Genomic DNA, 21,350 nt, shown 5'->3' with positions numbered 1-21,350 from the left:
AAACGGCCGGATCAGCTGCAAAATGCTTTTTCCCAATGTGGTTTTCCCACAGCCCGATTCCCCTACCACTCCGAGGATCTCCCCTCTGTAAATATCCAGATCCACATGATCCACCGCCTTTACATAACCGGCAGTCTTTTTAAATATCCCTTTCCTGACCGGGTAGTAGGTCTTTAATCCCCTCACAGAGATGAGTATTTCTTTCCTCTCCTTATTCTCATTCATGATGCTGACCCTCCTCTTTTAAACGGTCATGGCAGCACCGGCACATATGCCCGGGAGCAATCAGATGCTCTTGTGGAAGCCGTTCCTCGCATACCGGTGCTGCATATGGACATCTGGGAGCAAATTGACAGCCTGACGGCCGGTTATAGGGATCAGGAGTAGAACCCTTGATGGGCTCAAGCTTCTGCGTTTTTCCCCGTCCCAGAACAGGAATGGAATTTAACAGTGCCTTTGTATAGGGATGGGATGGCTCTGTCAGAACTGACCTGGCATCTCCGCTCTCTATGATATTCCCCATATACATTACCGCAACATCATCTGCAAGTTCGGCCACCACCCCCATATCATGGGTGATCAACAGTATGGCGGCGTCATTGTTATTTTTCAGATCCAGCATCAATTCGAATATCTGAGCCTGTATCGTGACATCCAGGGCCGTAGTCGGTTCATCCGCAATCAGCACTCTGGGCCTGCAGCTCATTGCCATGGCGATCATCGCGCGCTGACACATCCCTCCGGAAAACTGATGAGGATACTCATAAAACCGTTTTTCAGGCAAAGGTATTCCCATTTCCCTCAAAAGCCCGATAGAGGCCCTTGTAGCTTCCTCTCTGTTTTTCGCTCTCCCATGGGATAGAAGCGCTTCATTGATCTGGTATCCTACGGTAAACACCGGATTCAACGCCGTCATCGGATCCTGGAATATCATGGAAATGCCATTTCCCCGGATCTTACGCATTTCACTTCCTTTTCTCTTTAGCTGATCGATCCGGATATCCTTGTCATTATTAAAAAAGTGAATTTCGCCTTTTTCAATCCTGGAGAGATCTGGAAGCAGTCCCATAATGGAATTTGCTGTGACCGATTTCCCACATCCGCTCTCTCCTACGATACATAGAATCCTTCGCTTTTTTAATTCAAAGTTGATTCCTCTGATTACCTGATTGCAGCGATCATTGTTGTAAAAGTTCACATGGAGGTTTTTAACACTCACTACCGTATCATGACTCATCTGACCTTCCTCCTTAACCAATCTGAGACGGATCTGCTGCATCTCTTAAGCCATCGCCAATAAAATTGATGCTGATTACAAACAGGGTTACCACAACACCCGTAGGTACCCAGACCCACCATGCACGCTTAAGTATCATGATATCCTGCGCCGCATTCAATATATTTCCCCAGGTAGCTACCTCCAGCGGAACACCCAGCCCCAGGAAACTAAGTGATGTCTCCTGAAGAATGAACATAGCCGTTGACAATGTTATGTTGACAAAAATAGGGCCAATTGCGTTAGGCAGCATATGAAAAAAGGCAATCCTCATGGATCCTATGCCAAATGCCTTTAAGGCCTGGACATATTCCTCTTCCCGCAGGGAAAGCATCTGGGATCTGGCCATTCGGTACATGGATGGCCAGCCGGTTATGGAAAATATAAAAATCAGATTCCAAAGGCTCTGCCCGGTTATTGTTACAAGGATCAGCACCATGATCATCTGGGGAAATGCCATTAAAATCTCTGAAATCTTCATGACAATCCCGTCTGCCAGCCCTCCTTTATAACCTGCGATCGTGCCCAGGGAAACACCGAACAGCGTGGCAATCAGCGCAGATCCAAGGCCAACTGCAATGGAAATTCTGCCCCCGTACAGGATTCTTGCAAAAATATCTCGCCCGATTTTATCCGTGCCAAGAATGTGCTTCGCTGACGGTGCCTGCAGGATGCTCCTTAAATCAATCTTTGTCGATGAATAGGACGTGATAAGGGGCGCTGCAAAGCAGATAAAAAAGATAACGATAAAAATAATAAGACCCGCAATGGAAAGTTTATTGGCAAGCATTTTCCTTAACACCCTGCTTTTCAATCGTTTCTTTGGTCTCCCGGATTCCTCCTGAGCAAGGATCCGATCCATTTTTTTCTCTAATGCACTCATAGATCCATACCTCCTAACTCAGTTTTATCCGGGGATCCAGCATGGCGGTGACTAAATCAACCAAAATGCTTGATACCAGAACGATCAGAACGGAGAAAAATCCGATCATCATGACAAGGGGAGTGTTCTGCGCCCGCACGGCCTTGATGAACAGACCGCCGATTCCAGGCCACTGGAATACCTCCTCCACAACAACCGCTCCGCCGATCAGCATGGGCAGCCGGAATCCGATCAATACCACAACAGGGGTCACCGCCGCCCTGAGACCATGCAGGAGATTCACCCTCCACTCCGGGATTCCCTTTGATCTTGCGGTCTTCATATAATCCCTGCCCATGGATTCTAACATGCTGCCTCGCGCATACCGCATAACACCGGCTGTCATGGAAAAGCCCAGGACCGCAGCCGGCAGGATTAAGTACGGTAATCTCTGTATGAAGCTCTGCCCTGCATAAGCCATCCGCCCTCCAACCGGGAGAATGCTGTGATGCAGAGCCAATGTATTGATACAAATGAGGCCGAATAAAAATTGAGGGATCGCCACACCCACCATACCCACTACGTCCAGGATATGATCCAAAACACTTCCCTTTTTCAGGGCACTGATCACACCCAGAAGAATACCGAATATGGAAGACATGATCAGAGATGCTACGGATAATTCAAGCGTTGCCGAAATATGATTCCTCATAATTTCCGCAACAGGTACTCCCGACTGCAGAGAGTAACCAAAGTCACCGTGCAGGATGCCCACCAGCCATTTAACGTACCGGATTACAAACGGATCATTTAAGCCAAGAGAGTTTCTCATCTGATCAAGCTGTTCCGCCGACATCGTGGAAAGTGCATCCGGCGGAATCAGGAAATCAACCGCATCACCTGGCATCAGTTCAATTCCCAAATAAATGAGAAAGCTGATGACTAGCATCATTGGAATTAATGATAAAATCTTTCTGATTGTATAAGTAGCCATTTAATTCCTCCTGTTATAAACGGTGAACCCTGGCAGATCCACCGTTTATATGCTTCACCAATTGGGGGCGGTAAACCCGCCCTTTTATCTTCACTTGCACAGCAAGTTCAGATTACTTAATATTTGCGCCATGGGGAAACTGATTGATAAAAAAGCATCTTGTATATCTGATATTTGCCGTATTGACCTTCATATGATCCATGGTTTCGATCGCCTTTGCTTCATCCGTAGACTTAGACCAAGCATAGTCAATCTTGCCTGCTCCCGCATTCTTTACGAGGTTTGCATCATTTTCACCGCTTGCAGACATGTAAATTGTCTCGATATTGCCGTTTCCTGTCTTATAATATCCATCCCATCTTTTCAGCGTCGCGTAATTGTTCAGAACGACTTCATCAACTCTGTATGGTCCTGACCCGATTGGTTTCTGCCAGAATCCATCCTGCTGGAGAGCCGCCGGGTCTGCCTTTTCAAGACAGTGTTTGGGAAGAATGGGCCACTGGGCAAATACCTGAAGTGCATTGGCGGAAACCTGATCAAAATTAACCGTGATCTTATTCCCATCGGTCACTACGCCTTCCAAATGGTCTGTTTTTCCGTCAATGAAGTCCTGGGCACCATGGATTGCCTTCATGACTTCCGAAGCAACCGCATTGGTACCGGGTGCCTTAAGCATCAGTTCAATCGTGAACCGGACATCCTCTGCCGTCAGAGGTTGGTCATCGTGCCATTTTAGATTGTCACGAAGCGTAAACTCGATGGATTTGGAATCCTCACTCACCTTATAGTCTTGGGCCAGCATACCTTCCTTAGGATTTAAGTTCTCATCTGCGTTTATAAGCTTATCAAAAATCAATTCCGTATTAATCAGGAGTCCCGGATTTACCAAAGGATACCAGAAAAATTCCTGGGGTCCGCCATTTGTATACAAAGTACGGTCGTCCCGGCTGATCTTCCAGTCCAGGATGTTCTTCTCATATGAGAACTGGTCGTTCCCGAATCCTGCCCCTGCCATATCAAGATCTTTGCTGGTATAAATAAAGCAGACCTGATGATAAAGAGGCAGTGCAACAACATTCTCTGCTACATAATTCTGGATTTCACCGAACGCCTTCTTCTGCTCGTTGGTATCCATAGTCCCATTGGCAGAAATAATTAATTCATCAAGCCCCTCCTGCTTTGGAACAGTGGAGTTATTGGAAGCGGTCGAACTGAATCTGTTATAGAACTCGGATTCTGCCAATGCAGCCACTGCAGCATATGCCAAATCCCATTTTACTGCAGAAGGGCCCTTTACCCGGTCCACCGGAGGTACCCAAAGCTGTGCGGCCAGATCACCTTCCAGCTTTCTGAACTGGGCCTTTACCCCTATCTCCTGCCAGTACTGCCCGATAATGGTCATTAAGTCAACGGTCTGCTGATCATCATAATAATAAACCACATCAAGGGTATAATCCGATGGCCAGCCGGCTTCCTTTAAAAGCTCCTTTGCCTTTTCCGGATCGTACTTATATGTAGGAATATCTGCATTCAGCCAGTCCCCGGGGGCGGTAAAACTTTTTGCTGCCTCCGCTTTGCCGTTAAACAGTGTCTCTACAATTGCATCCATGTCAATCGCATAAGCCAGGGCCTGTCTGACTCTTAAATCCGCCAGCGGGGTCCCAAGCGCTTCACTGCTTTCAGTCCCCGGATTCCCATTCGTCGAATCCCCGGAACTGGCATTCTCTGTCTTCTCCCCGGTTCCTGCTGTCTCTGATGGCGGCTGTTGTTTTCCGCTGCAGCCGATCAAAAGTGAAGCGGCCAGGGATGCGGCACATAAAATGCTTACAAGTTTTTTTTGTTTCATAAATAACCTCCCTTTCCAATTTGTACTTTGTAGTATAAAGTATGAACTTGCAATTGATATTTTAAGTTTAATTAACTTTTTTTTAAATGTCAACCAACAACCTCACCGAATATATGATTATTATTTGTGCATATTTTACATATTTTTCTTCGTAAAAGTTTATATTTTAGTTTTTATGTTTCTTTTATTGACACACCTATATTTATAAATTATAATATTAAGCAAGTTATTACTTTGTACTACAAATATAATTAAGAATGGATCGCTGACTTATGAAAAATTTAAAAACCAGAAAGTTGTATTTACAGGTATATGATGAAATCAAACAATATATCAAGGAGCACAATCTTCAGCCAGGAGATAAACTTCCCACCGAAATGGAAATCTGTGAATCCTTGGGAGTAAGCCGGAACGTACTCAGGGAAGCACTTAAATCCCTGGAAATCACCGGTGTCGTGACCTCCAAGCCAGGGGTCGGCATCATTATCAGAGAATTTAACTCCGACTTTTTCATGTCTTCATTGATTTCTCACGTAGACGCTTCCAACGACAGCAAGATCAAGGATTATATAGAGGAATTGCGCCATGTCCTGGAACTGGGCTTTGATCAGAAAGCCTTTTACAGCCTGGGGCTGGCCGATATTGACCGGATGAACGAACAGGTGACCATCATGCAGAGCCATCTGGGTGTAGATAATGGCGGAACGAAACCGTTGGGCATCGAATTTGCAAAAGCAGATGCCATGTTCCATAAAACCATGTTTTCCAAAGTGGATAATGTGCTCCTCTCTTCTATCATTGATTTCTTCTGGGCTTATGACAAATATTACAACACGAAGCTCTCCTCGAAATCCATTGAGATAACGATTGAAAAGCATGAGCGCATTATCAAGGCGCTTTATGACCACGATTATGAAAAGTTTCATCAGGCCATGATTTACCACTACACTTATGAATATCTTAAAAAATAGACTGTTATCACATGGTTATTATCCACTGAATTCACGTTAAATGATGCCATGGGAAATATTTAGTACGAAAAGAAAAGTAAGAGGAAATTAAGGCTGTCGACGATGTTTCCGCAGATAAAAAAGATAAATAAATCAAAAGAGCGTGTGACATGCACATGGAATCAGGGCAATCAAAATAAGAACTCCACCCTTGTTACCTGCCATAGGATACAAGGGTGGAGTTCTGCGCCTGTTTCAAAGCTTAAAGAACAATACTGTATACAATCAGTCAAATACCCCGCCGCAAGCAGTGGGGTATTTGACTCTTGCGGCAGCCGCCGCCCATCTAAAAGCTCAGCACTCCCTCCGGCTGGTTCTGTGCATAAATCCCGCCCAGATATCCTCTCGGCAGCATAGGCTGTCTTTCAAATCCGGATTTCATCTCATAAACCCCTTTAGTTTCCCCACTTTCAATGATTCCCGTAAGGATTTCCAAAGCATGAAATGCCATATCACCATTTGTCCTGGGTACGCGGCCTTTCCTTAAGGCCCAGGCCATCTCTGCCACTCCAAGACCTCTGTCATCGCCATCGTATCCATGGGTATGGGGAAATACCATAGGCTCTGTCCGGCCTTTTAAGATAACCTTCACATCGCCGCCAAAGAAGTTGGGATCCTCCAGGAATATAATACCTTCCGTGCCATAGAATGCCACATAAGGCTTTTCTGTGCGGATGCTTCTGGAATTAAAGTGAAGCGTACCCATACAGCCGCTTTTAAAGCGCAGGGTACCCATAAGGTATGTCTCTGATTCCTGGGAATAGGTCTCTCCAAAATTATCATTCTTTACAAAGTAGTGCTTCTGCTCCGGCATGGAAACGCCGGACATTCCGCACACTTCCATTACCTCTCCCAGCACGTTAATCATGGCAGTGGTATAATAAATTCCCACATCTATCCCGATTCCGCCTCCCGCTTTCGCTGTGTAGGGAAATTTTTCAGCCAAAAGGCGGGCATCCCTTTGAAGGACAGCCACGCTGGAAGTCACGGTCCCGATCATGCCCGATTCTACCAAATACCTGGCGGTCTGCACAGCCGCCCCCAGAAATGTGTCCGGTGCGCTGCAAAGCAGCTTTCCCCTATCAGCTGCCAGGGCTATCAGCTCTTTTGCCTGGGTAATATCAGCAGCCAGCACCTTTTCCGTATACACATGCTTCCCCTGCTCCAGAAGATTCTTTATGACCTGGTAGTGAGCGGCAGGATTGGTCAGATTCACGACGATTTCAATTTCACTATCCTCCAGTATTTCTTCCATAGTCATCGCACGAATACCGTAAGCAGCCGCTGTTTCTTCTGCCAACTGACGGTTTAAATCGCAGCATCCTGTCAATTCCAGAATTTCAAAGGTCTTTGCCATATTTTCAATATAGATCCGGCTGATAGCTCCGCACCCGATTACCGCTGTCTTTACTTTCTTTATTCCTTTCATACGAAAGCCTCCTTATACCGCATTCTGCTCAATTACCTTTGAATACCAGTGTCCGCTTTCCTTGATAATTCTCTCCTGGGTATTGAAGTCCACGAATACGATTCCGAAACGGCTGCTATATCCGAATGACCACTCAAAGTTGTCATACAAAGACCACTGGAAATATCCCTGTACATTAACTCCCTGGGAAATAGCCTCCCAAAGTGCTGTTAAATGCCTGTGGAGATAATCCTTCCTTGCGCCGTCTTCTACTTTTCCTTCCATGGAAACCACATCCGGGAAGGAAGTGCCATTTTCCGTTATGTAGATCTTGTCAATTCCGTACTCATTCTTCATCCGCAAAAGCATCGTTACCAGGCCCTGCTCTGTCACCGGCCAGTTCCTGTCATTGACGGGAACGTATTTGGGATTCTCTATCTTGAATCCAAGAGGCCATACGCTGTCATCTGCCTTCACATGAAAGTCATTGTAATAATTTAAGCCGATGAAGTCCAGCTTCTGTCCAATGAGCTTCATGTGCTCCTCTTTAAATTCCGGAAGCCCGACTCCCTTGGAACGGTAAAACTCAATCATTTCCTGTGGATATCTGCCATACACAATAGGCTCAGCAAACCAGCGGTTTAAATACCCATCCGCCCTGGCTGCTGCCTGGATATCCTCTGGCTTATCCGTAAGAGGAAGCCTTCCCATCAGGTTTAAGGTAATTCCAATTTCCCCGTCACAGCCCTTTTTACGGAAATAATCCACCGCAAGGCCGTGACCTACATAAAGATAGTAAGACACCCGCACCGCAGCAGAAAAATCCCGGATACCAGGAGCCTGACGCCCCTCGGAATTGCCTAGAAACGCAGCACAATAAGGTTCATTTAATGTAATCCATTTCTTCACCTTGCCATGAAATGCATCTATAACAACCTTTGCGTATTCCAAAAAATATTCCGGCATCTGGGGATTGGCCCATCCGCCTATATCCTGCAGGGCCTGAGGAAGATCCCAGTGGTATAACGTGATATACGGTTCGATTCCTGCATCCAGAAGTTCATCAATAAGACGGCTGTAAAATTCAAGCCCCTTTTCATTGACTTCCCCATATCCCTTTGGAAAGATCCTGGACCAGGCAATGGAGAACCGGTAAGCCTTGATTCCCATGCGCTTCATCAACGCAACATCTTCCTTATATCTGTGATAATGGTCACATGCTATTTTTCCATCATCTCCATTTAGCACATTACCGGGAACCTGGCAATATCTGTCCCATATCGTTTCTCCTCTTCCGTCTTCATCCCAAGCGCCTTCAATCTGGTATGACGCAGTAGCCGCCCCCCATGCAAAGCCTTCCGGAAACTGTCTCTGTCCCATGATTGTGCCCTCCTTCTTATTCGTCACGCTCTAGCAGCTCTACTACTACTTTCAGGCTGTCCAGTGCATCCATGAATGCATATCTTCCATTTCCTCTCCTGTACTCACCTTTTTGCAGCAGTTCCATTCCCCAATCCTCACAGGCGCTGATGGTCTTTTTCATACCTTTTACATTGAAGGAAATATGATGGATTCCTTCACCAAACTGTTCTAAATGTTCCTTCCAGATGCTTGGCTCTTCATTTGGCTGGATCAGTTCCATCTGTAAATCTCCGAAATAGAAGAATGTCATGTAGCACTTTGCCTTTGGCGCCGGCTCTCCCCTGTATTCCGTCTTTGTAATCTCGAATTCACCGCTATTTACGGTTTCAGGTTCCTCTACCCCGAAAAAGCGTGCAAACTCCTTTTTTGTCTTCTCAATATCATTTACCAGAAATCCAATCTGTGCCAGTCTCATGTCCTCAATTGGTTTATCCATAATTATTCTCTTCCTTTCAATTTACGCATTTTCCATTGTTTTTAATTTCTCTATCGCTTCCATCAATCCTTTTATGTAAGCAGTATCCGCATAGCGAACCTTGTGGCCCCAGTCTCTGTCACCTTCAATGCCAGGCACGTGGTCACTGACCATAAAGCCGTCAAATCCTGAATGCATTAATGCATATACCACCTGAAAAGGATCGAAATTCCCTTCTCCCAGGAAACATTCCTGGAATTTAGGCACCGTGCCTTGTACATCCCTCATATGGGCATAAATCAGCTTTTTCCTTGGCCCGAAATATTCAATGGCATCAAAAATGTTCTTTGCCCCGCCTTTCATCTGTGAAAAGGTACCGATACAGAACAGCAATCCCCAATTCGGGCTGTCAATCATGGCCTCCGCCCGTTTATAGCTGTCCACATCAATAAACATCCTTGCAATTCCAGACAGGCTTTCTATCGGCGGGTCGTCCGGGTGGAGTGCCATGGTCACATGGTATTCCTCCGCCACCGGTATGACTCGTTTCATAAAATATTCAAAATTCTCCCACAGCGATTCCACGTCAGGCACCTTCACATCTCTTCTCTGGCCAAAATCCGCCATATCATCAATGCCCTGCTTCTGTTTTTCTAAGTCAAAGGCCTGCACAGAAGCACCATATCTTCCTACGGGAGCGTGATTTTCCGTTCTCCAGACAAAGGACGGTGAAAAGTGATACCCCAGCACGGGGATCCTGACACGGCCCAGGCTGCGGATGGATTCACAGACATTTTCAATCTGCTTATCTCTTCCCTCCAGACCCAGCATCGCTTTGTCATAAAAAGAAATTGGCATGTTTTCCATTGCTTCCACGATAACACCGTACCGGTCGCACCGTTCTTTAAAACGAGCCAAATCATCGTACTTCCAGTACTCATCCGCAGGCAGATCATAAGGGAGGTTGAACTGTACCCTGTCAATCCCCATCTGCCTTGCGTTGGTCAGGATCTCCTGATCCACGCTCCGAATCTGTCCATATGCTAATCTCATCATTTTCTGTCAGCTCCATATCCGGTCCAGAGAGGTCTCCTGGTTCCATTCATCGGTAGATACCCATACATCTTTGCCCTTCATAGGCCCATGTTCCCGGATCAGTTCCTCGTTTAGGGACTCAATTCCAAGACCAGGTGCATCCGTCACTGCCGTAAAGCCCTCCTGCACAATAGGCTTCACCGGTCCTATGATCAAATCCTGCCACCACTCAGAGTCAAAAGCGTCATGCTCCTGCACAAAGAAATTCTCACTGGCAGTAGCCATATGGGCACCAGCCAAGGCTGATATTGGGCTTTCGCACATATGGAGTGCCATACATACCCCATACCTGGCCGCCATATCACCCAGTTTCTTCGTCTCAAGGATTCCTCCGGAAGTCAGGAGGTCCGGATGCACCACATCCAAGGCACCTGCCTCAAAAAGAGGTTCAAAGGTCTCTGTCAGGTACATATCCTCTCCCGTTGCGAGGGGAGAAGTCGTCGCGTGCTTTAGTTCCTTGTACTGATCCGTCAGATACCAGGGGAGCATATCCTCCAGCCATGCCAGGTTATATTTTTCAAGCCTTCTTGCAATCTTAATCATATCCGGAAGGGGGAAATGCCCGAAATGGTCAATCGCCAATGGAACTTTTGTACCAATCACATCCCGCACCCTTCCAATGTATTCATCCAGATGCGCCAGCCCTTGTTCCGTCACATGCATATTGGTAAAGGGGTGAGAAATCCGGTTAAAATCATACAATGCCGCATTAGCTGCAGAAACTTCAGCCCTTGTACCGGTTCTTGAAACCCGGCGTACTTCTTCCTCCACAGCCCGCAGCTCATTGACCCAGTCCAAGGGACCGGAATAATTCCCCTCCTGCGCCATAAGGAGCTCCACACTAAGAATCTTCACTGCCGTAAATCCCTGATCCATATATCCTTTTAAGATTTGTCCCACTTTCTCCGGCTCCATTAAGATGCCGGTGGCCCTGCCTTCCTCAATATGGGTATCTGCATAGAGCCTGACCTTATCCCGGAACCTTCCTCCCAAAAGCTGATACACAGGAACCCCGTACGCCTTTCCTGCCAGATCCCAGAGGGCCAGTTCAATGGCGCAAACGCCTGCAGACTGTCTGGACTGGCCACCGAACTGCTTGATCTTTCTAAAAATACGATCTACATCACAGGGATTTTCGCCAATGATCCTGCTCTTTAACTGTTTTAAATAAGTGGCGCTGGCGCCGTCACGCATTTCCCCATATCCGCTGATTCCCTGGTTGGTGTCGATTCTCACCAGATAACAGCCCCAGGGAGGAAGATCCACCTTGGTGAATTTTACATCCGTGATCCGTAACTTAGACGGATTGGAGCTTTGTCTCACAAAATTCAGACACTCTTCATAATTTATATCTGTCCGACCGCTCTTATGTTCCATCGTCAACCTCCTGTCCATTCCAAATCTTATCCACTATTTCCTATTCATTTATTACTGTTCAGCCAGCTGCTGTTAACCTTTTACCGCACCGTCTGCCATACCCTTGACAAAATACCTGTTGCATGAAAGGAAAATAAGGAGTACCGGAAAAGCTACAATGGCCGATGCAGCCATCGTGGAACCCCAGTCTACCGCAAACTCTCCTGCAAACATGTGGATAGCAATGGGAAGTGTTCTTGTCTTAGTCGATGTGCTTAAGTTCAGTGCAAAAAGGAATTCTTCCCATGCATGGATGTAGGTGTAAATAGCCACGGAAATCAATCCCGGTTTTGCGATAGGCAAAACCACCCGAAACAGCGCCCCGATTCCCGTACAACCATCAATTTTGGCCGCTTCCTCCAGTTCCTTTGGCACTGTCTCAAAAAAAGAACTGAGCATGATAACACCCATAGGAATCGTCAGTGCCAGATCTGCCAGGATCAGTGAGAAATGTGTATCCAAAAGCCCTGTTTTTGCAACCAGGAAATACAAGGGGATGATGATTACCACACTGGGAATCATCTGTCCGAACAGAAGGGCAATTTTAAGCACTCCATGTCCCCTAAACTTATATCTGCTTAAGCCGTAACCTGCCAGGATGGAAATAAGCAATGTGATTACAACCACACTGACCGTAATAATGATGCTGTTGACAAAAGCGTCAAACATCTTGGAATTAGTAAGTACATTAATATAATTGCCCAATGTAGGTGTGTCTGGGATGATCTGAGGAGGGATATCGTACTGCTCCGTAGGAAGCTTGATGGATGTGGACAGCATCCAGATTGCCGGGAACACGGCTGCCAGAATCACAAGAAGTAAGATTGCATAGGTGCAAATCTGCCAGACAATATTCGTTCTTGTTACAGATTTCTTCATTTTCACCATGTTAGTTCCCCTCCTTTTCTCTTGTAAGATAGAGATATACAAGACTTACGAACATCGATAATGCAAACAAGACCGCGCTGGCTGCACTGGCTATTCCGAAATCATAATCCATGAATGCCCGTTTATAAATGTACATGGCCATTACTTCTGTCTTATGAGCCGGTCCGCCCTCTGTCATTGCATAAATAAAGGTAAATGCATTCAGGGTCCAGATGATCATTAACAAGATCGTTGAATAGCAGGTTGCGGCAATCGATGGCCAGGTCACGTTTTTAAAGATGCCAAATACATTTGCTCCATCAATAACCGCAGCCTCTTTTAAATCCTTGGATACACTCTGAAGGGATGCCTCAATCATCAGCAGGATGAAGGGGAACATCTTCCATGTGTTGACTGCAATGACAGACCACATGGCAATCTTTGGATTGGACAGCCATGTCTGGTTCTTTTCAATGATTCCCAGAGAGCTGAAAATGAAGTTGATAATACCATAATCAGCATTGTACATCCACTTCCACACAGCGGAACCGATGATGCTGGGCGTTACCCATGGGATCATTAACAGGATACGAATAAGAGTCTTCCCTTTTACAAATGGCTGGTGAAGGATCAAAGCCATGATAAAGCCCAGACCAAACTGGAAGAAAACACTTCCAAACGTCCATACTAACGTATTTGTGATAGAACCAAGGAACACCTTATCCTCAAACAACTTTTTGTACTGGGAAATGCCGCAGAAAACAGGAGCTTCCAGGAACAGGGTGTTGTTAAAGAACCCCATGACCAACGTATAAAGCAACGGATATATCATGACTACTGCAACGGTAATCACAGCGGGAAGTACATATCCGGCTCCTGAACGTTTGATTTTTCTAAGCATACTTTCATTTCACCTTTCTCTTTTAAAGGCAGGCCCCGCTTATAAACGGAGCCTGCCTGCCCCACTTCGGATTACTTTAACAGTTTCGTTGTTGCCTGATCTAACAGTCCGCTGGCTTCTTCGGCAGACATATCCTCAGAAAGCATCAGCTGAAGGTTATCCATAATAGCCTGGCGGATACCTACAATGTTCTCAACTGCCGGAAGTGCATTCGCATACTGCAAAGCGTCAGCATTTGGCTTGATGATTTCTTCCGGATAGTCCGTGTAACGGGCCGCTACTTCTGCCGTACCCGTGAAAGTATTTGTATAGATAGCCGCAATATCAGGCCTGCTAAGGAATTTCACAAATTCCCACGCAGCTTCTTTCTCCTTGCTGGACTCTGCAACCGCTGCGGACCAGCCTCCTAAAATGGTGTTTCTCTCCGCACCGTTTGCAGTAGGAACCATAGTACATGCAAAATTTAAATCAGGATTTGCTTTCACAATTTCTGCCAAGTCATAGATGCCGCTTAAGTACATAGCAATTTTGCCGCTGGCAAACAGGGTGCGGTTTGCAATGTTGTCATTCTCCAGTAAGGATGCAGGTGCATAAGCTGCCAGATCCTTATAAAGCTGTGCCGTCTGGATCGCCACATCGCTTCCCAGCGTGGAGGCAGTATTGTCAGCATTTAAAATATCACCACCGGAAGAACGGAGCATGGTTATGTACTGGAAAGAGAAATTCGAGTAATTTGTTCCGCAGAGGCCATAACCATACACGTCGCCGTTCGTACATGCAGCCGCCACCCCTTTCACCTCATCCCAGGTTGCAGGAGGCGTTTGATATCCTGCTGCCGACAGAATGTCCTTATTATAGAACATGACATAAGTTTCACTGCGGAATGGAAGGCCATAGAGTTTTCCGTTCACAGTGGAGGCATCGTTAGCACCTTTGACGAACTGATTCACATCCAGGGAATCCTTTGCCACGTATTCATCAAGTGGTGCAAGCAAACCTGCATTACCGAACGTGGTAACCCAATCCAGCGCGCAGGACAGGACATCTGGAGCAGTGCCATTTTTAAGCGCCAGCATGTATTTATCATTTGCAAGATCTGCCTGGAACTCTGCTTCGATCTTAATATCAGGGTGTTCCTCGTTCCATATAGCCTCTACCTCCGGCCAAACAGCCTCCTGCCAGTTGCCATCCCAAAATTTAATGGTAACGGGTTTCCCTGAAGCTTCTGTTTTCTGATCAGACTGGGGAGCCGGACTTTCAGATTTCTGTTCTCCCTTTGCTGAAGAGCATCCTGCCAAAAGTCCTAAGCCACAAGCTACTGCCATCGTCATACTTAATGTTCTCTTTACTACCTTTTTCATGTTTTTCCTCCTTGCTCTTTTTACCCTCTTTTTAAAATGTTAACGTTTTCATTTTATTACAACTACATACTAGCAAATACTTGTGCATATTGCAAGCTTTTTTTCACTATATATCTAATTTTTAATTAATTTTGATCATTTTCATTTTATAAACGTTTTCATTTTTAGCCACTTTCCTGCCTTGAAAGTGATTTTCAGATATGATATAATGAAAAAAGTACAAATATTTTCATAAGAAGGGATTAAAAATGAAAACCATAAAAGATGTAGCAGCTTACTCTGGCGTATCTTTAACCACTGTATCCCGAGTAGTTAATGGCTCTGATAAAGTCTCTCCCAAAACCAAAGCCAAGGTTGACCAGGCCATAAAGGAACTGGGATATTTTCCTAATAATGCAGCCCGCTCACTGGTAAAGAAGCAAACAGATTCCATTGCTATACTGCTGCGTAATATACATGATCCTTTTTTCACCGATCTCATTCGCGGTATTGAGGACGCCTCCGCTCTTCTTGGCCGTAACGTCATATTTTGCAGTCCGGGAAGAGACGAGAAAGTCAGGGACCGCTACATCGAATACCTGACAAACGGTATTTCAGACGCCATCATCTTATATGGTTCACTTTTTTCAGACAAAGCAATGATTGAACATCTGCAAGAAGTTGGATTTCCCTTTCTGTTGATTGAAAACAACTTTCAGATGATGCCGGTTAACCAGTTCCTTATTGATAATGTAACTGGAGCAAAGGATGCGGTGAATTATTTGATCCATCATAATCATAAGCGTATCGCCCATGTGATGGGAAACCCAAATAAAAAAGTCATCCTGGAGCGTTTCAGCGGCTACATGGAGACCATGCAGGACAACGGTCTGCTGATCCAGGATTATTATATCCAGAATACCCTTAATGACTCCTCACTCTCCCTTCCCAATTTCAGGGAAATGATGGCCCATCCAGAAGGCGAACGGCCCACCGCTATTTTCTGCAGCAATGACAAAATTGCCATGCAGGTAATCAACGAGCTGCAGCAGTCTGGCTTTAAGGTGCCTGAAGATGTTTCTGTCGTAGGTTTTGACAATCTGATTACATACGGCTTTTCCTACCGGGGGCCGCGGATCACCAGCATTCAACAGCCTTTGTATCAGATTGGGTACGACAGCATCCTGTCTATAGATGGGATGCTTCAGGGCAGTATCACAACTCCTATTAACAAATTTTATCAGACTACTTTGGAGGAACATGAGACGGTGTGCTTTTGCACGGAATAAATGATAGGGGGATTTATTATGGAGACTTGCATATTATCAAATAAACAATCGATATACTTTCTTACGGATAAACAAGAGTAACATCAGAGTTTAAAGGTTTTGGAATTGTTAATGTTTTACAGACATATCATTAAGAGATCTTTTCCGGACTCTTCTTATGAAACGGGCAGATTTATTGAGAGAATTGTATGTAAAGATGTGTTATAAGATGTAAAGAGATGTATTCCACTTAAGCTGCCATAGGGGCAATACCTTCCCCTATGGCAGCTTAAGTGATTGGCTCAAACGATTTTGATTTTTCTTTTTTGGTCAATTCATTCAGTTTATCAATTCCGTATTTTTCAGCAACATCTAACAGCTTATTCAGTACCGCTATACGTTCTTTCTCGCTGTTGAAATGGAAAAATTGAAACTTGTATTCGGGTTCATTAGAAAGATCTTTTGATTCGAAGGCCGGCAGCCCCTCCCCATGGGCATATATATTTAGTGCATAGGCATCTTCCCATCGATTTTTTTGCATAGCTATATACTGGGTCATCCCTTCTGTCTCTCGGCTAAAGATCCAAAGCAAATAGTCATCCCCCGCAAATTGAAAGCCATAGGGGGACAACCTTTTTTCCATTGTTTCAACTACAACACTTTTCATTTCTATCTCCCTTTCTAGTAGCTAATGACTCTTACCATAGGCAGCCAGTACATTTAGAATCTACAAAAATATATTTTTCTATATCTTCTAAAAAATATCACACTTTTTCATACAATTCAATGCAACGGCTAAATTTGGTCACTAACTTTCCGAATTTGGTAGGCTTACTATTTCATTAATCCAAAAAGGCTCTGATTAATTGGGCAAATTCGATATGTTTGACAACATTAACACCGCTAAAAAGGTATCCCCCTCTTCATAGCATTTTAATAAGCCTCCATACTTTTCTGATAATTCTTCTACCTTTTTAATCCCAAAACCATGTTTTCTCTTTTTGATCTTTGTTGTAAAATATTTCTCTCCTATCTTATGCGGTTTGATTGTAAAATTGTTCTCTATTCTTAATATGACAAGTGCTTCATTTCCCTTGTATAAGCTTACAAATACATAACCTTCCTTGCATCCTTCGGCTGCCTCCAAGGCATTGTCAAGCAGATTTCCAAACATACTGATTTATTTCCTCTATCCTTTGATAATGACTTCGTTCCAGTTTTGTTTTTAAAGCAAGTAATTCAGCATCTCTGGCTGCACCTTCTGCCTTTAATAATTTTTCCACAGTAGAAAAACCAATTACAATTGATATAATTAATAAAACCCCTCCGACACAGATTAATAGATAGCCGGAAGAACTTTGCTCTGATAACAGAAATCCATTTAGCAAAACCAAAGAGGCAATAGGAAGCATAAACAAACATCTTAAATATTGAAAGCTACCGATATCATATGGGCCTTGGTGCAGCTTTTTTATCATCTGTACTACTGCAAATTCAAATATCTTCTGAATGAATAGAAAAAGGATCATACTAAAATCAGCTTTAGAAACATCAATTTCCAGTAAAGTATAGATATGAATAAATGTAAATTCAGTTACTGCTAAAATTGTGTAATAAAATAAAACATAAAAAAAGATATATTTTAGTTCTATACGAAACATCAGCCATACAAAGAAAAGATATATAAGCGGTACACAAAATAAATTTATGGTAGGCACATTTAAACGATTGATTAAAAAGATCATCATACTGCAGCCAATAATCTCCATAAAACGGATCCTTTTACGTTCATCATACGCCCGATATATAACTTCCAATAAATTGTACAATAAAAATATTTCAAAAACGCAGTTTAGGTACATCACCGGCTCATATAACATTTGTGCCATATTCATTCCTTTTTTGTCCTCGCTCGATTATACCTGACTCCATAATATTTACCAAGTTCTTCATCAAATGCCTTTTTCATCCTTCTGACTACCGAAAGATTGTGGCCGCCCTGCATCCGAACAAAATCTTTCTGCCGGGATACCACCTTCTCTGCATTGATGATATAACTTTCACTGGCATAAATAAAGCCGTAATCTTTCAATTCCTGATAGTATTCTTTTAATCTGGTTTTAGTTTCGATAGTCTGTTTACGCTCTTTTTCGGAGAGTCCACTTCCCCAGATTTCCTCTGTTTTTTTATCAGTCAGCCATATTTGGCTTCCTTTCCTGTATATTTGGATGTATATAATATCTGATATCCGTAAAATAAATATCTTCCCATCACATACAACGGGCAGCCTGGGCACCTCCTCCCTGTTCTGCACTTCTTCTAATACTATATCCAGGCATTGAGTTAATTCTTCTTTTGAATACTGCTTCAGCAAATAATCATAAGGCCGTATGGACGATATCCTGCTGGCTGGCGATTCAAATTGAGAGTAAAATAAAATGATTACTTTCGAATCACGCTTACGTATATTTTGGGCTGTAAGAGTCCCATTCATGCCTTCTCCTATTTTCATATCCAGAAATATAACATCAAAATCCCTATAATCAGCCAGCAAAGCCTCCCCACTGGAATACTCGTAAAAATCTTGATCCTGGGGACAGAATTTGCTTTCTTTAATACACTCCTCCAGTTGTCTGATATCTTCCAGACAATCATCGCATATAGCTATTTTCATACCTGATCCCTCTTTATCAACCGTGTTGTCTCTGAAAATTATAGCATATTATACGAATAATTGTCTTTTCAAAATTGCAGTGCTCCCTATCAATAGCTTTAAATTATTACAAAGTCACCCAAAAATTAACGTCTATATCGATATATCTTTCTTTTATCTGATATGGATAAGAATCATTTCATATGATAAATGTTCAAGCTGCTGCTTTTAAAAGCTGTATCATTGATGCATCATAAGAATCTATATTTTATCTGTGAAGCATGAGTCTTATATACTGCCAGTTTCCATTTCTACTTTCCTCTTTTTATAGAAAAAGGCCGCTGCAAATCAATTTTGCAACAACCTTCTAAACATATTATTTATCTATATTATCATATGGAGGCATTTTGATCGGGTAATAAAGTGAATGAATATTAATTCTCTTCTTCCCACTGATCCAGAATCTGCCGAATTTTTTCTCCGCACCGTTTTCCTTTACAGCTGCCATTGCCAGTATTCGTCTTACTCCATACTTTCTCAACGGTATCTGCGCCTTCAGAAATCGCCTTTTTTATTGTTTGTTTGGAAACGCCTTTGCAGATACATACCTTTGTCATTTTATCAATGATCTCTTGGTTATCCATAGATAGAATTTTCCTCTCTTAATCTAAACTTTACGGCTGAAGTTCTTTCCTGCTAACGTACAGCTCACAGGACCAAAAATAACTTTATTATTGTTATGTATTGGTGCCACTGGTTTTCTGATTTCTCCTAAATTTAATATCATTGCCTGATGTCAAAATATAACGGACATTTACTAACTGCTTTTGCAAAATTTCACTAGTAAATACGTCATTACTGCAAATAAATCCATTAGACTCATAAAAATTATCATCTCTTGCCTTACCATAAGCAATACAGCCTACTGGCAGTTCATTTTCACATATGAGCAGTGCTGTTAAAGTATTATTATTTAACCAATTTTGAAAAGATGATACCCAAAATGTACATTTTAATTCATCCAAATATTTTTGTGGTACAAGACCTTTATATGCTGATTTCCAACTTAAAGCATATATGTTACTAATTGTATTTGCATCTTCCAAAGTTGCTTTTCTTATTTTCACGTCCATTTTTTCACCTTTTTCTAACCAATAATTAAAGGCACTAAAATCCAGGATTCATTTAATTCATGTTTTTGGTAAGAAAGCATAGGGTATCGCTGCTTCGGCTATCCTGCTTGCGGAAAGTCCATTCTTAATCCAGCCCCGCAGTTTCAAGCCTATTATTATTTTTAATCACAAAGAGCCTATTCATACCTTTCTGCCATGGATATTGAAATTCTAAATAATCAATAATCTCACCAAATTCTGATAGCTGTTTCTTCCAGTATTCTGTAGTCGCCTGTCGCAGATGAAGCACACCTTCTTCTTCATAGAGATTTGCCCCCGTTTTCTGATAGCCTAATGAATCAAGTTCCTCATTAGAATAATATGGGTTCATTTTGACAAACCAGTATCCGTCATGTTTCAATAGTTTATTTAACTTCAGCATTATTTCATAGGAAACATCTTTGGGCATTACATCGAGTACATTTGATAAAATAATTCCGTCAAACGCCTCTTTCTGAAACTGATCTAAGAACTCCTCTCCTGCAGTAAAAAAATGGGTTCTTTTATAATGGCTCAACCTGGCGGTTTCTTTTGCAAATTTAATCCCAATTTCTGCTTTATCTACTCCAATAATCTGATGATCCGGTTGATATTGCAGATATTGAAATGAGACATCTCCTGTTCCGCAGCCAAAGTCCATTACTCGTTTCGTTTTGCCGGCAAACAGTTCCAATGCTTCGTCAAACATTGGTTCTACCCTTAATTCTACTCCTCTTAGATCTATTGGCTGATATTCTTCAAAAATCTTGTTCCACATATCTGTCTCACGTTCATAGGCTTTCATGTCTAATACCTCCTTTGCATTTGAAAAAGGAAGTGTTCAAAAACTTTCCCTCTTATTATTATTTACAATCCCATGGTTAGGCTATTTCCTGACTACTCCATTATTTATATTTTATGCTGGTCATTACTATACTATATACTGTATCATCACTTTATTTAAAACGCAATATATATGAAAACATTTCAATATTAAGTGTATTATCAACAAACTCTCACTACAGGATTCCCCTTTACAATGCCTCTGTGACGCACCTAAACGAACATATTCAGCTTTCATGGTTGCTCGTCTAGTTTTTTTTTCCTGATAAATTCTGACACTAAAATAAGCCCATATACTTATTTTACAACAAGCATATAGACTTATTTATATGTCAAGTGTCTTGCAGTTAAGTGAAAATCAACACACCCATCTGCACAAAAAAACGATTTCATTTTTTGATTTACCACATTTTATTTTTGGATTACTACATTTCATTTTTCTACAGTTAATAAAATACCTGCATCAATTTCAGTCACCTGCTCCATACTCTCCGGATCATACACCATGAATACAGCAGTAGCGGTATACTCCCCGGCTTCTGGTACCTGTTCCAGTTCTACATAAGCATTTCGCTCTCCCGGC

The 21,350-nt window shown here is 43.1% G+C and carries 22 protein-coding genes; 2 read left to right on the top strand and 20 right to left on the bottom strand.

The window, feature by feature from the left end; genetic code table 11:
* The 5 genes from RT269_RS25490 to RT269_RS25470 form a co-directional block, all read right to left on the bottom strand.
* Positions 1-225 (bottom strand): ATP-binding cassette domain-containing protein (locus tag RT269_RS25490; protein ID WP_313186882.1); only part of this gene is annotated, 225 nt, incomplete at its 3' end.
* Positions 218-1,237, bottom strand: coding sequence for an ABC transporter ATP-binding protein (locus tag RT269_RS25485; protein WP_313186880.1), 1,020 nt, complete (start codon positions 1,235-1,237; stop codon positions 218-220). The genes RT269_RS25490 and RT269_RS25485, both read right to left, overlap by 8 nt.
* A 13-nt stretch (positions 1,238-1,250) precedes the next feature.
* Positions 1,251-2,159 (bottom strand): ABC transporter permease, encoded by a 909-nt coding sequence (locus RT269_RS25480; RefSeq protein ID WP_313186879.1) that lies wholly within the window; start codon positions 2,157-2,159, stop codon positions 1,251-1,253.
* 13 nt (positions 2,160-2,172) lie between these two features.
* Complete coding sequence (locus tag RT269_RS25475; protein WP_313186878.1) at positions 2,173-3,132, bottom strand: ABC transporter permease; 960 nt, start codon at positions 3,130-3,132, stop codon at positions 2,173-2,175.
* A gap of 112 nt (positions 3,133-3,244) precedes the next feature.
* The gene (locus tag RT269_RS25470; protein ID WP_313186876.1) at positions 3,245-4,978 is read right to left on the bottom strand and encodes an ABC transporter substrate-binding protein; all 1,734 of its coding nucleotides are present in this window, start codon (positions 4,976-4,978) and stop codon (positions 3,245-3,247) included.
* A 272-nt stretch (positions 4,979-5,250) separates the two neighbouring features.
* Here RT269_RS25470 and RT269_RS25465 point away from each other — a divergent pair, with 272 nt between their 5' ends.
* Positions 5,251-5,949, top strand: a complete 699-nt coding sequence (locus tag RT269_RS25465) for a FadR/GntR family transcriptional regulator (protein ID WP_312441962.1) — start codon at positions 5,251-5,253, stop codon at positions 5,947-5,949.
* A 325-nt stretch (positions 5,950-6,274) separates the two neighbouring features.
* On the opposite strand, the gene RT269_RS25460 is transcribed toward RT269_RS25465, so the two are convergent.
* From RT269_RS25460 to RT269_RS25425, 8 genes are all read right to left on the bottom strand, one after another.
* Positions 6,275-7,417 (bottom strand): Gfo/Idh/MocA family protein, encoded by a 1,143-nt coding sequence (locus RT269_RS25460; RefSeq protein ID WP_313186875.1) that lies wholly within the window; start codon positions 7,415-7,417, stop codon positions 6,275-6,277.
* Positions 7,418-7,429: 12 nt separating this feature from the next.
* Entirely contained in the window at positions 7,430-8,776 is a 1,347-nt protein-coding gene (locus RT269_RS25455) for a GH1 family beta-glucosidase (protein ID WP_313186874.1), read from the bottom strand.
* 16 nt (positions 8,777-8,792) lie between these two features.
* Positions 8,793-9,254 (bottom strand): VOC family protein, encoded by a 462-nt coding sequence (locus RT269_RS25450; protein ID WP_313186873.1) that lies wholly within the window; start codon positions 9,252-9,254, stop codon positions 8,793-8,795.
* Positions 9,255-9,275: 21 nt separating this feature from the next.
* Entirely contained in the window at positions 9,276-10,289 is a 1,014-nt protein-coding gene (locus RT269_RS25445; protein ID WP_313186872.1) for a mannonate dehydratase, read from the bottom strand.
* Between the two features lie 6 nt (positions 10,290-10,295).
* Positions 10,296-11,705, bottom strand: a complete 1,410-nt coding sequence (locus RT269_RS25440) for a mandelate racemase/muconate lactonizing enzyme family protein (protein ID WP_313186871.1) — start codon at positions 11,703-11,705, stop codon at positions 10,296-10,298.
* Between the two features lie 72 nt (positions 11,706-11,777).
* On the bottom strand, positions 11,778-12,632 hold the full coding sequence (locus RT269_RS25435) for a carbohydrate ABC transporter permease (RefSeq protein ID WP_025231894.1): 855 nt from the start codon (positions 12,630-12,632) through the stop codon (positions 11,778-11,780).
* Between the two features lies 1 nt (position 12,633).
* Positions 12,634-13,512 (bottom strand): carbohydrate ABC transporter permease, encoded by an 879-nt coding sequence (locus RT269_RS25430; RefSeq protein WP_313186869.1) that lies wholly within the window; start codon positions 13,510-13,512, stop codon positions 12,634-12,636.
* Between the two features lie 71 nt (positions 13,513-13,583).
* A complete protein-coding gene (locus RT269_RS25425) occupies positions 13,584-14,873 on the bottom strand; it encodes an ABC transporter substrate-binding protein (RefSeq protein WP_313186867.1) in 1,290 nt (429 codons plus the stop codon).
* 248 nt (positions 14,874-15,121) lie between these two features.
* Here RT269_RS25425 and RT269_RS25420 point away from each other — a divergent pair, with 248 nt between their 5' ends.
* Positions 15,122-16,141, top strand: a complete 1,020-nt coding sequence (locus tag RT269_RS25420; protein ID WP_313186866.1) for a LacI family DNA-binding transcriptional regulator — start codon at positions 15,122-15,124, stop codon at positions 16,139-16,141.
* A gap of 268 nt (positions 16,142-16,409) precedes the next feature.
* On the opposite strand, the gene RT269_RS25415 is transcribed toward RT269_RS25420, so the two are convergent.
* From RT269_RS25415 to RT269_RS25385, 7 genes are all read right to left on the bottom strand, one after another.
* Positions 16,410-16,787: a DUF4304 domain-containing protein gene (locus RT269_RS25415; RefSeq protein WP_313186864.1), complete on the bottom strand. Its 378-nt coding sequence runs from the start codon at positions 16,785-16,787 to the stop codon at positions 16,410-16,412.
* Positions 16,788-16,982: 195 nt separating this feature from the next.
* The gene (locus RT269_RS25410; protein ID WP_313186862.1) at positions 16,983-17,294 is read right to left on the bottom strand and encodes a GHKL domain-containing protein; all 312 of its coding nucleotides are present in this window, start codon (positions 17,292-17,294) and stop codon (positions 16,983-16,985) included.
* Positions 17,275-18,015: a hypothetical protein gene (locus RT269_RS25405; RefSeq protein WP_313186860.1), complete on the bottom strand. Its 741-nt coding sequence runs from the start codon at positions 18,013-18,015 to the stop codon at positions 17,275-17,277. The genes RT269_RS25410 and RT269_RS25405 overlap by 20 nt, the downstream gene beginning before the upstream one ends.
* A complete protein-coding gene (locus tag RT269_RS25400) occupies positions 18,012-18,794 on the bottom strand; it encodes a LytR/AlgR family response regulator transcription factor (protein ID WP_313186858.1) in 783 nt (260 codons plus the stop codon). Before RT269_RS25400 ends, RT269_RS25405 begins: the two co-directional genes overlap by 4 nt.
* 413 nt (positions 18,795-19,207) lie before the next feature.
* Complete coding sequence (locus tag RT269_RS25395) at positions 19,208-19,417, bottom strand: (2Fe-2S)-binding protein (protein ID WP_313186857.1); 210 nt, start codon at positions 19,415-19,417, stop codon at positions 19,208-19,210.
* Between the two features lie 93 nt (positions 19,418-19,510).
* Positions 19,511-19,900: a hypothetical protein gene (locus RT269_RS25390; protein WP_331664232.1), complete on the bottom strand. Its 390-nt coding sequence runs from the start codon at positions 19,898-19,900 to the stop codon at positions 19,511-19,513.
* A gap of 130 nt (positions 19,901-20,030) precedes the next feature.
* Positions 20,031-20,729, bottom strand: a complete 699-nt coding sequence (locus RT269_RS25385; RefSeq protein WP_313186854.1) for a class I SAM-dependent methyltransferase — start codon at positions 20,727-20,729, stop codon at positions 20,031-20,033.
* Positions 20,730-21,350 lie beyond the last annotated feature (621 nt).

The sequence above is a fragment of the Lacrimispora sp. genome, assembly GCF_032078915.1.
Taxonomy (GTDB): domain Bacteria; phylum Bacillota; class Clostridia; order Lachnospirales; family Lachnospiraceae; genus Lacrimispora.
The sequence above is the reverse complement of the archived record's forward strand: the minus strand, read 5'-3'. Positions and strand labels throughout refer to the sequence as shown.

What these genes read in the sequence shown, in the direction of transcription:
- RT269_RS25485 (WP_313186880.1), bottom strand. Translation starts at nt 1,237, where the DNA reads ATGAGTCATGATACGGTAGTGAGTGTTAAAAACCTCCATGTGAACTTT.
- RT269_RS25480 (WP_313186879.1), bottom strand. Translation starts at nt 2,159, where the DNA reads ATGAGTGCATTAGAGAAAAAAATGGATCGGATCCTTGCTCAGGAGGAA.
- RT269_RS25475 (WP_313186878.1), bottom strand. Translation starts at nt 3,132, where the DNA reads ATGGCTACTTATACAATCAGAAAGATTTTATCATTAATTCCAATGATG.
- RT269_RS25470 (WP_313186876.1), bottom strand. Translation starts at nt 4,978, where the DNA reads ATGAAACAAAAAAAACTTGTAAGCATTTTATGTGCCGCATCCCTGGCC.
- RT269_RS25465 (WP_312441962.1), top strand. Translation starts at nt 5,251, where the DNA reads ATGAAAAATTTAAAAACCAGAAAGTTGTATTTACAGGTATATGATGAA.
- RT269_RS25460 (WP_313186875.1), bottom strand. Translation starts at nt 7,417, where the DNA reads ATGAAAGGAATAAAGAAAGTAAAGACAGCGGTAATCGGGTGCGGAGCT.
- RT269_RS25455 (WP_313186874.1), bottom strand. Translation starts at nt 8,776, where the DNA reads ATGGGACAGAGACAGTTTCCGGAAGGCTTTGCATGGGGGGCGGCTACT.
- RT269_RS25450 (WP_313186873.1), bottom strand. Translation starts at nt 9,254, where the DNA reads ATGGATAAACCAATTGAGGACATGAGACTGGCACAGATTGGATTTCTG.
- RT269_RS25445 (WP_313186872.1), bottom strand. Translation starts at nt 10,289, where the DNA reads ATGATGAGATTAGCATATGGACAGATTCGGAGCGTGGATCAGGAGATC.
- RT269_RS25440 (WP_313186871.1), bottom strand. Translation starts at nt 11,705, where the DNA reads ATGGAACATAAGAGCGGTCGGACAGATATAAATTATGAAGAGTGTCTG.
- RT269_RS25435 (WP_025231894.1), bottom strand. Translation starts at nt 12,632, where the DNA reads ATGGTGAAAATGAAGAAATCTGTAACAAGAACGAATATTGTCTGGCAG.
- RT269_RS25430 (WP_313186869.1), bottom strand. Translation starts at nt 13,512, where the DNA reads ATGCTTAGAAAAATCAAACGTTCAGGAGCCGGATATGTACTTCCCGCT.
- RT269_RS25425 (WP_313186867.1), bottom strand. Translation starts at nt 14,873, where the DNA reads ATGAAAAAGGTAGTAAAGAGAACATTAAGTATGACGATGGCAGTAGCT.
- RT269_RS25420 (WP_313186866.1), top strand. Translation starts at nt 15,122, where the DNA reads ATGAAAACCATAAAAGATGTAGCAGCTTACTCTGGCGTATCTTTAACC.
- RT269_RS25415 (WP_313186864.1), bottom strand. Translation starts at nt 16,787, where the DNA reads ATGAAAAGTGTTGTAGTTGAAACAATGGAAAAAAGGTTGTCCCCCTAT.
- RT269_RS25410 (WP_313186862.1), bottom strand. Translation starts at nt 17,294, where the DNA reads ATGTTTGGAAATCTGCTTGACAATGCCTTGGAGGCAGCCGAAGGATGC.
- RT269_RS25405 (WP_313186860.1), bottom strand. Translation starts at nt 18,015, where the DNA reads ATGAATATGGCACAAATGTTATATGAGCCGGTGATGTACCTAAACTGC.
- RT269_RS25400 (WP_313186858.1), bottom strand. Translation starts at nt 18,794, where the DNA reads ATGAAAATAGCTATATGCGATGATTGTCTGGAAGATATCAGACAACTG.
- RT269_RS25395 (WP_313186857.1), bottom strand. Translation starts at nt 19,417, where the DNA reads ATGGATAACCAAGAGATCATTGATAAAATGACAAAGGTATGTATCTGC.
- RT269_RS25385 (WP_313186854.1), bottom strand. Translation starts at nt 20,729, where the DNA reads ATGAAAGCCTATGAACGTGAGACAGATATGTGGAACAAGATTTTTGAA.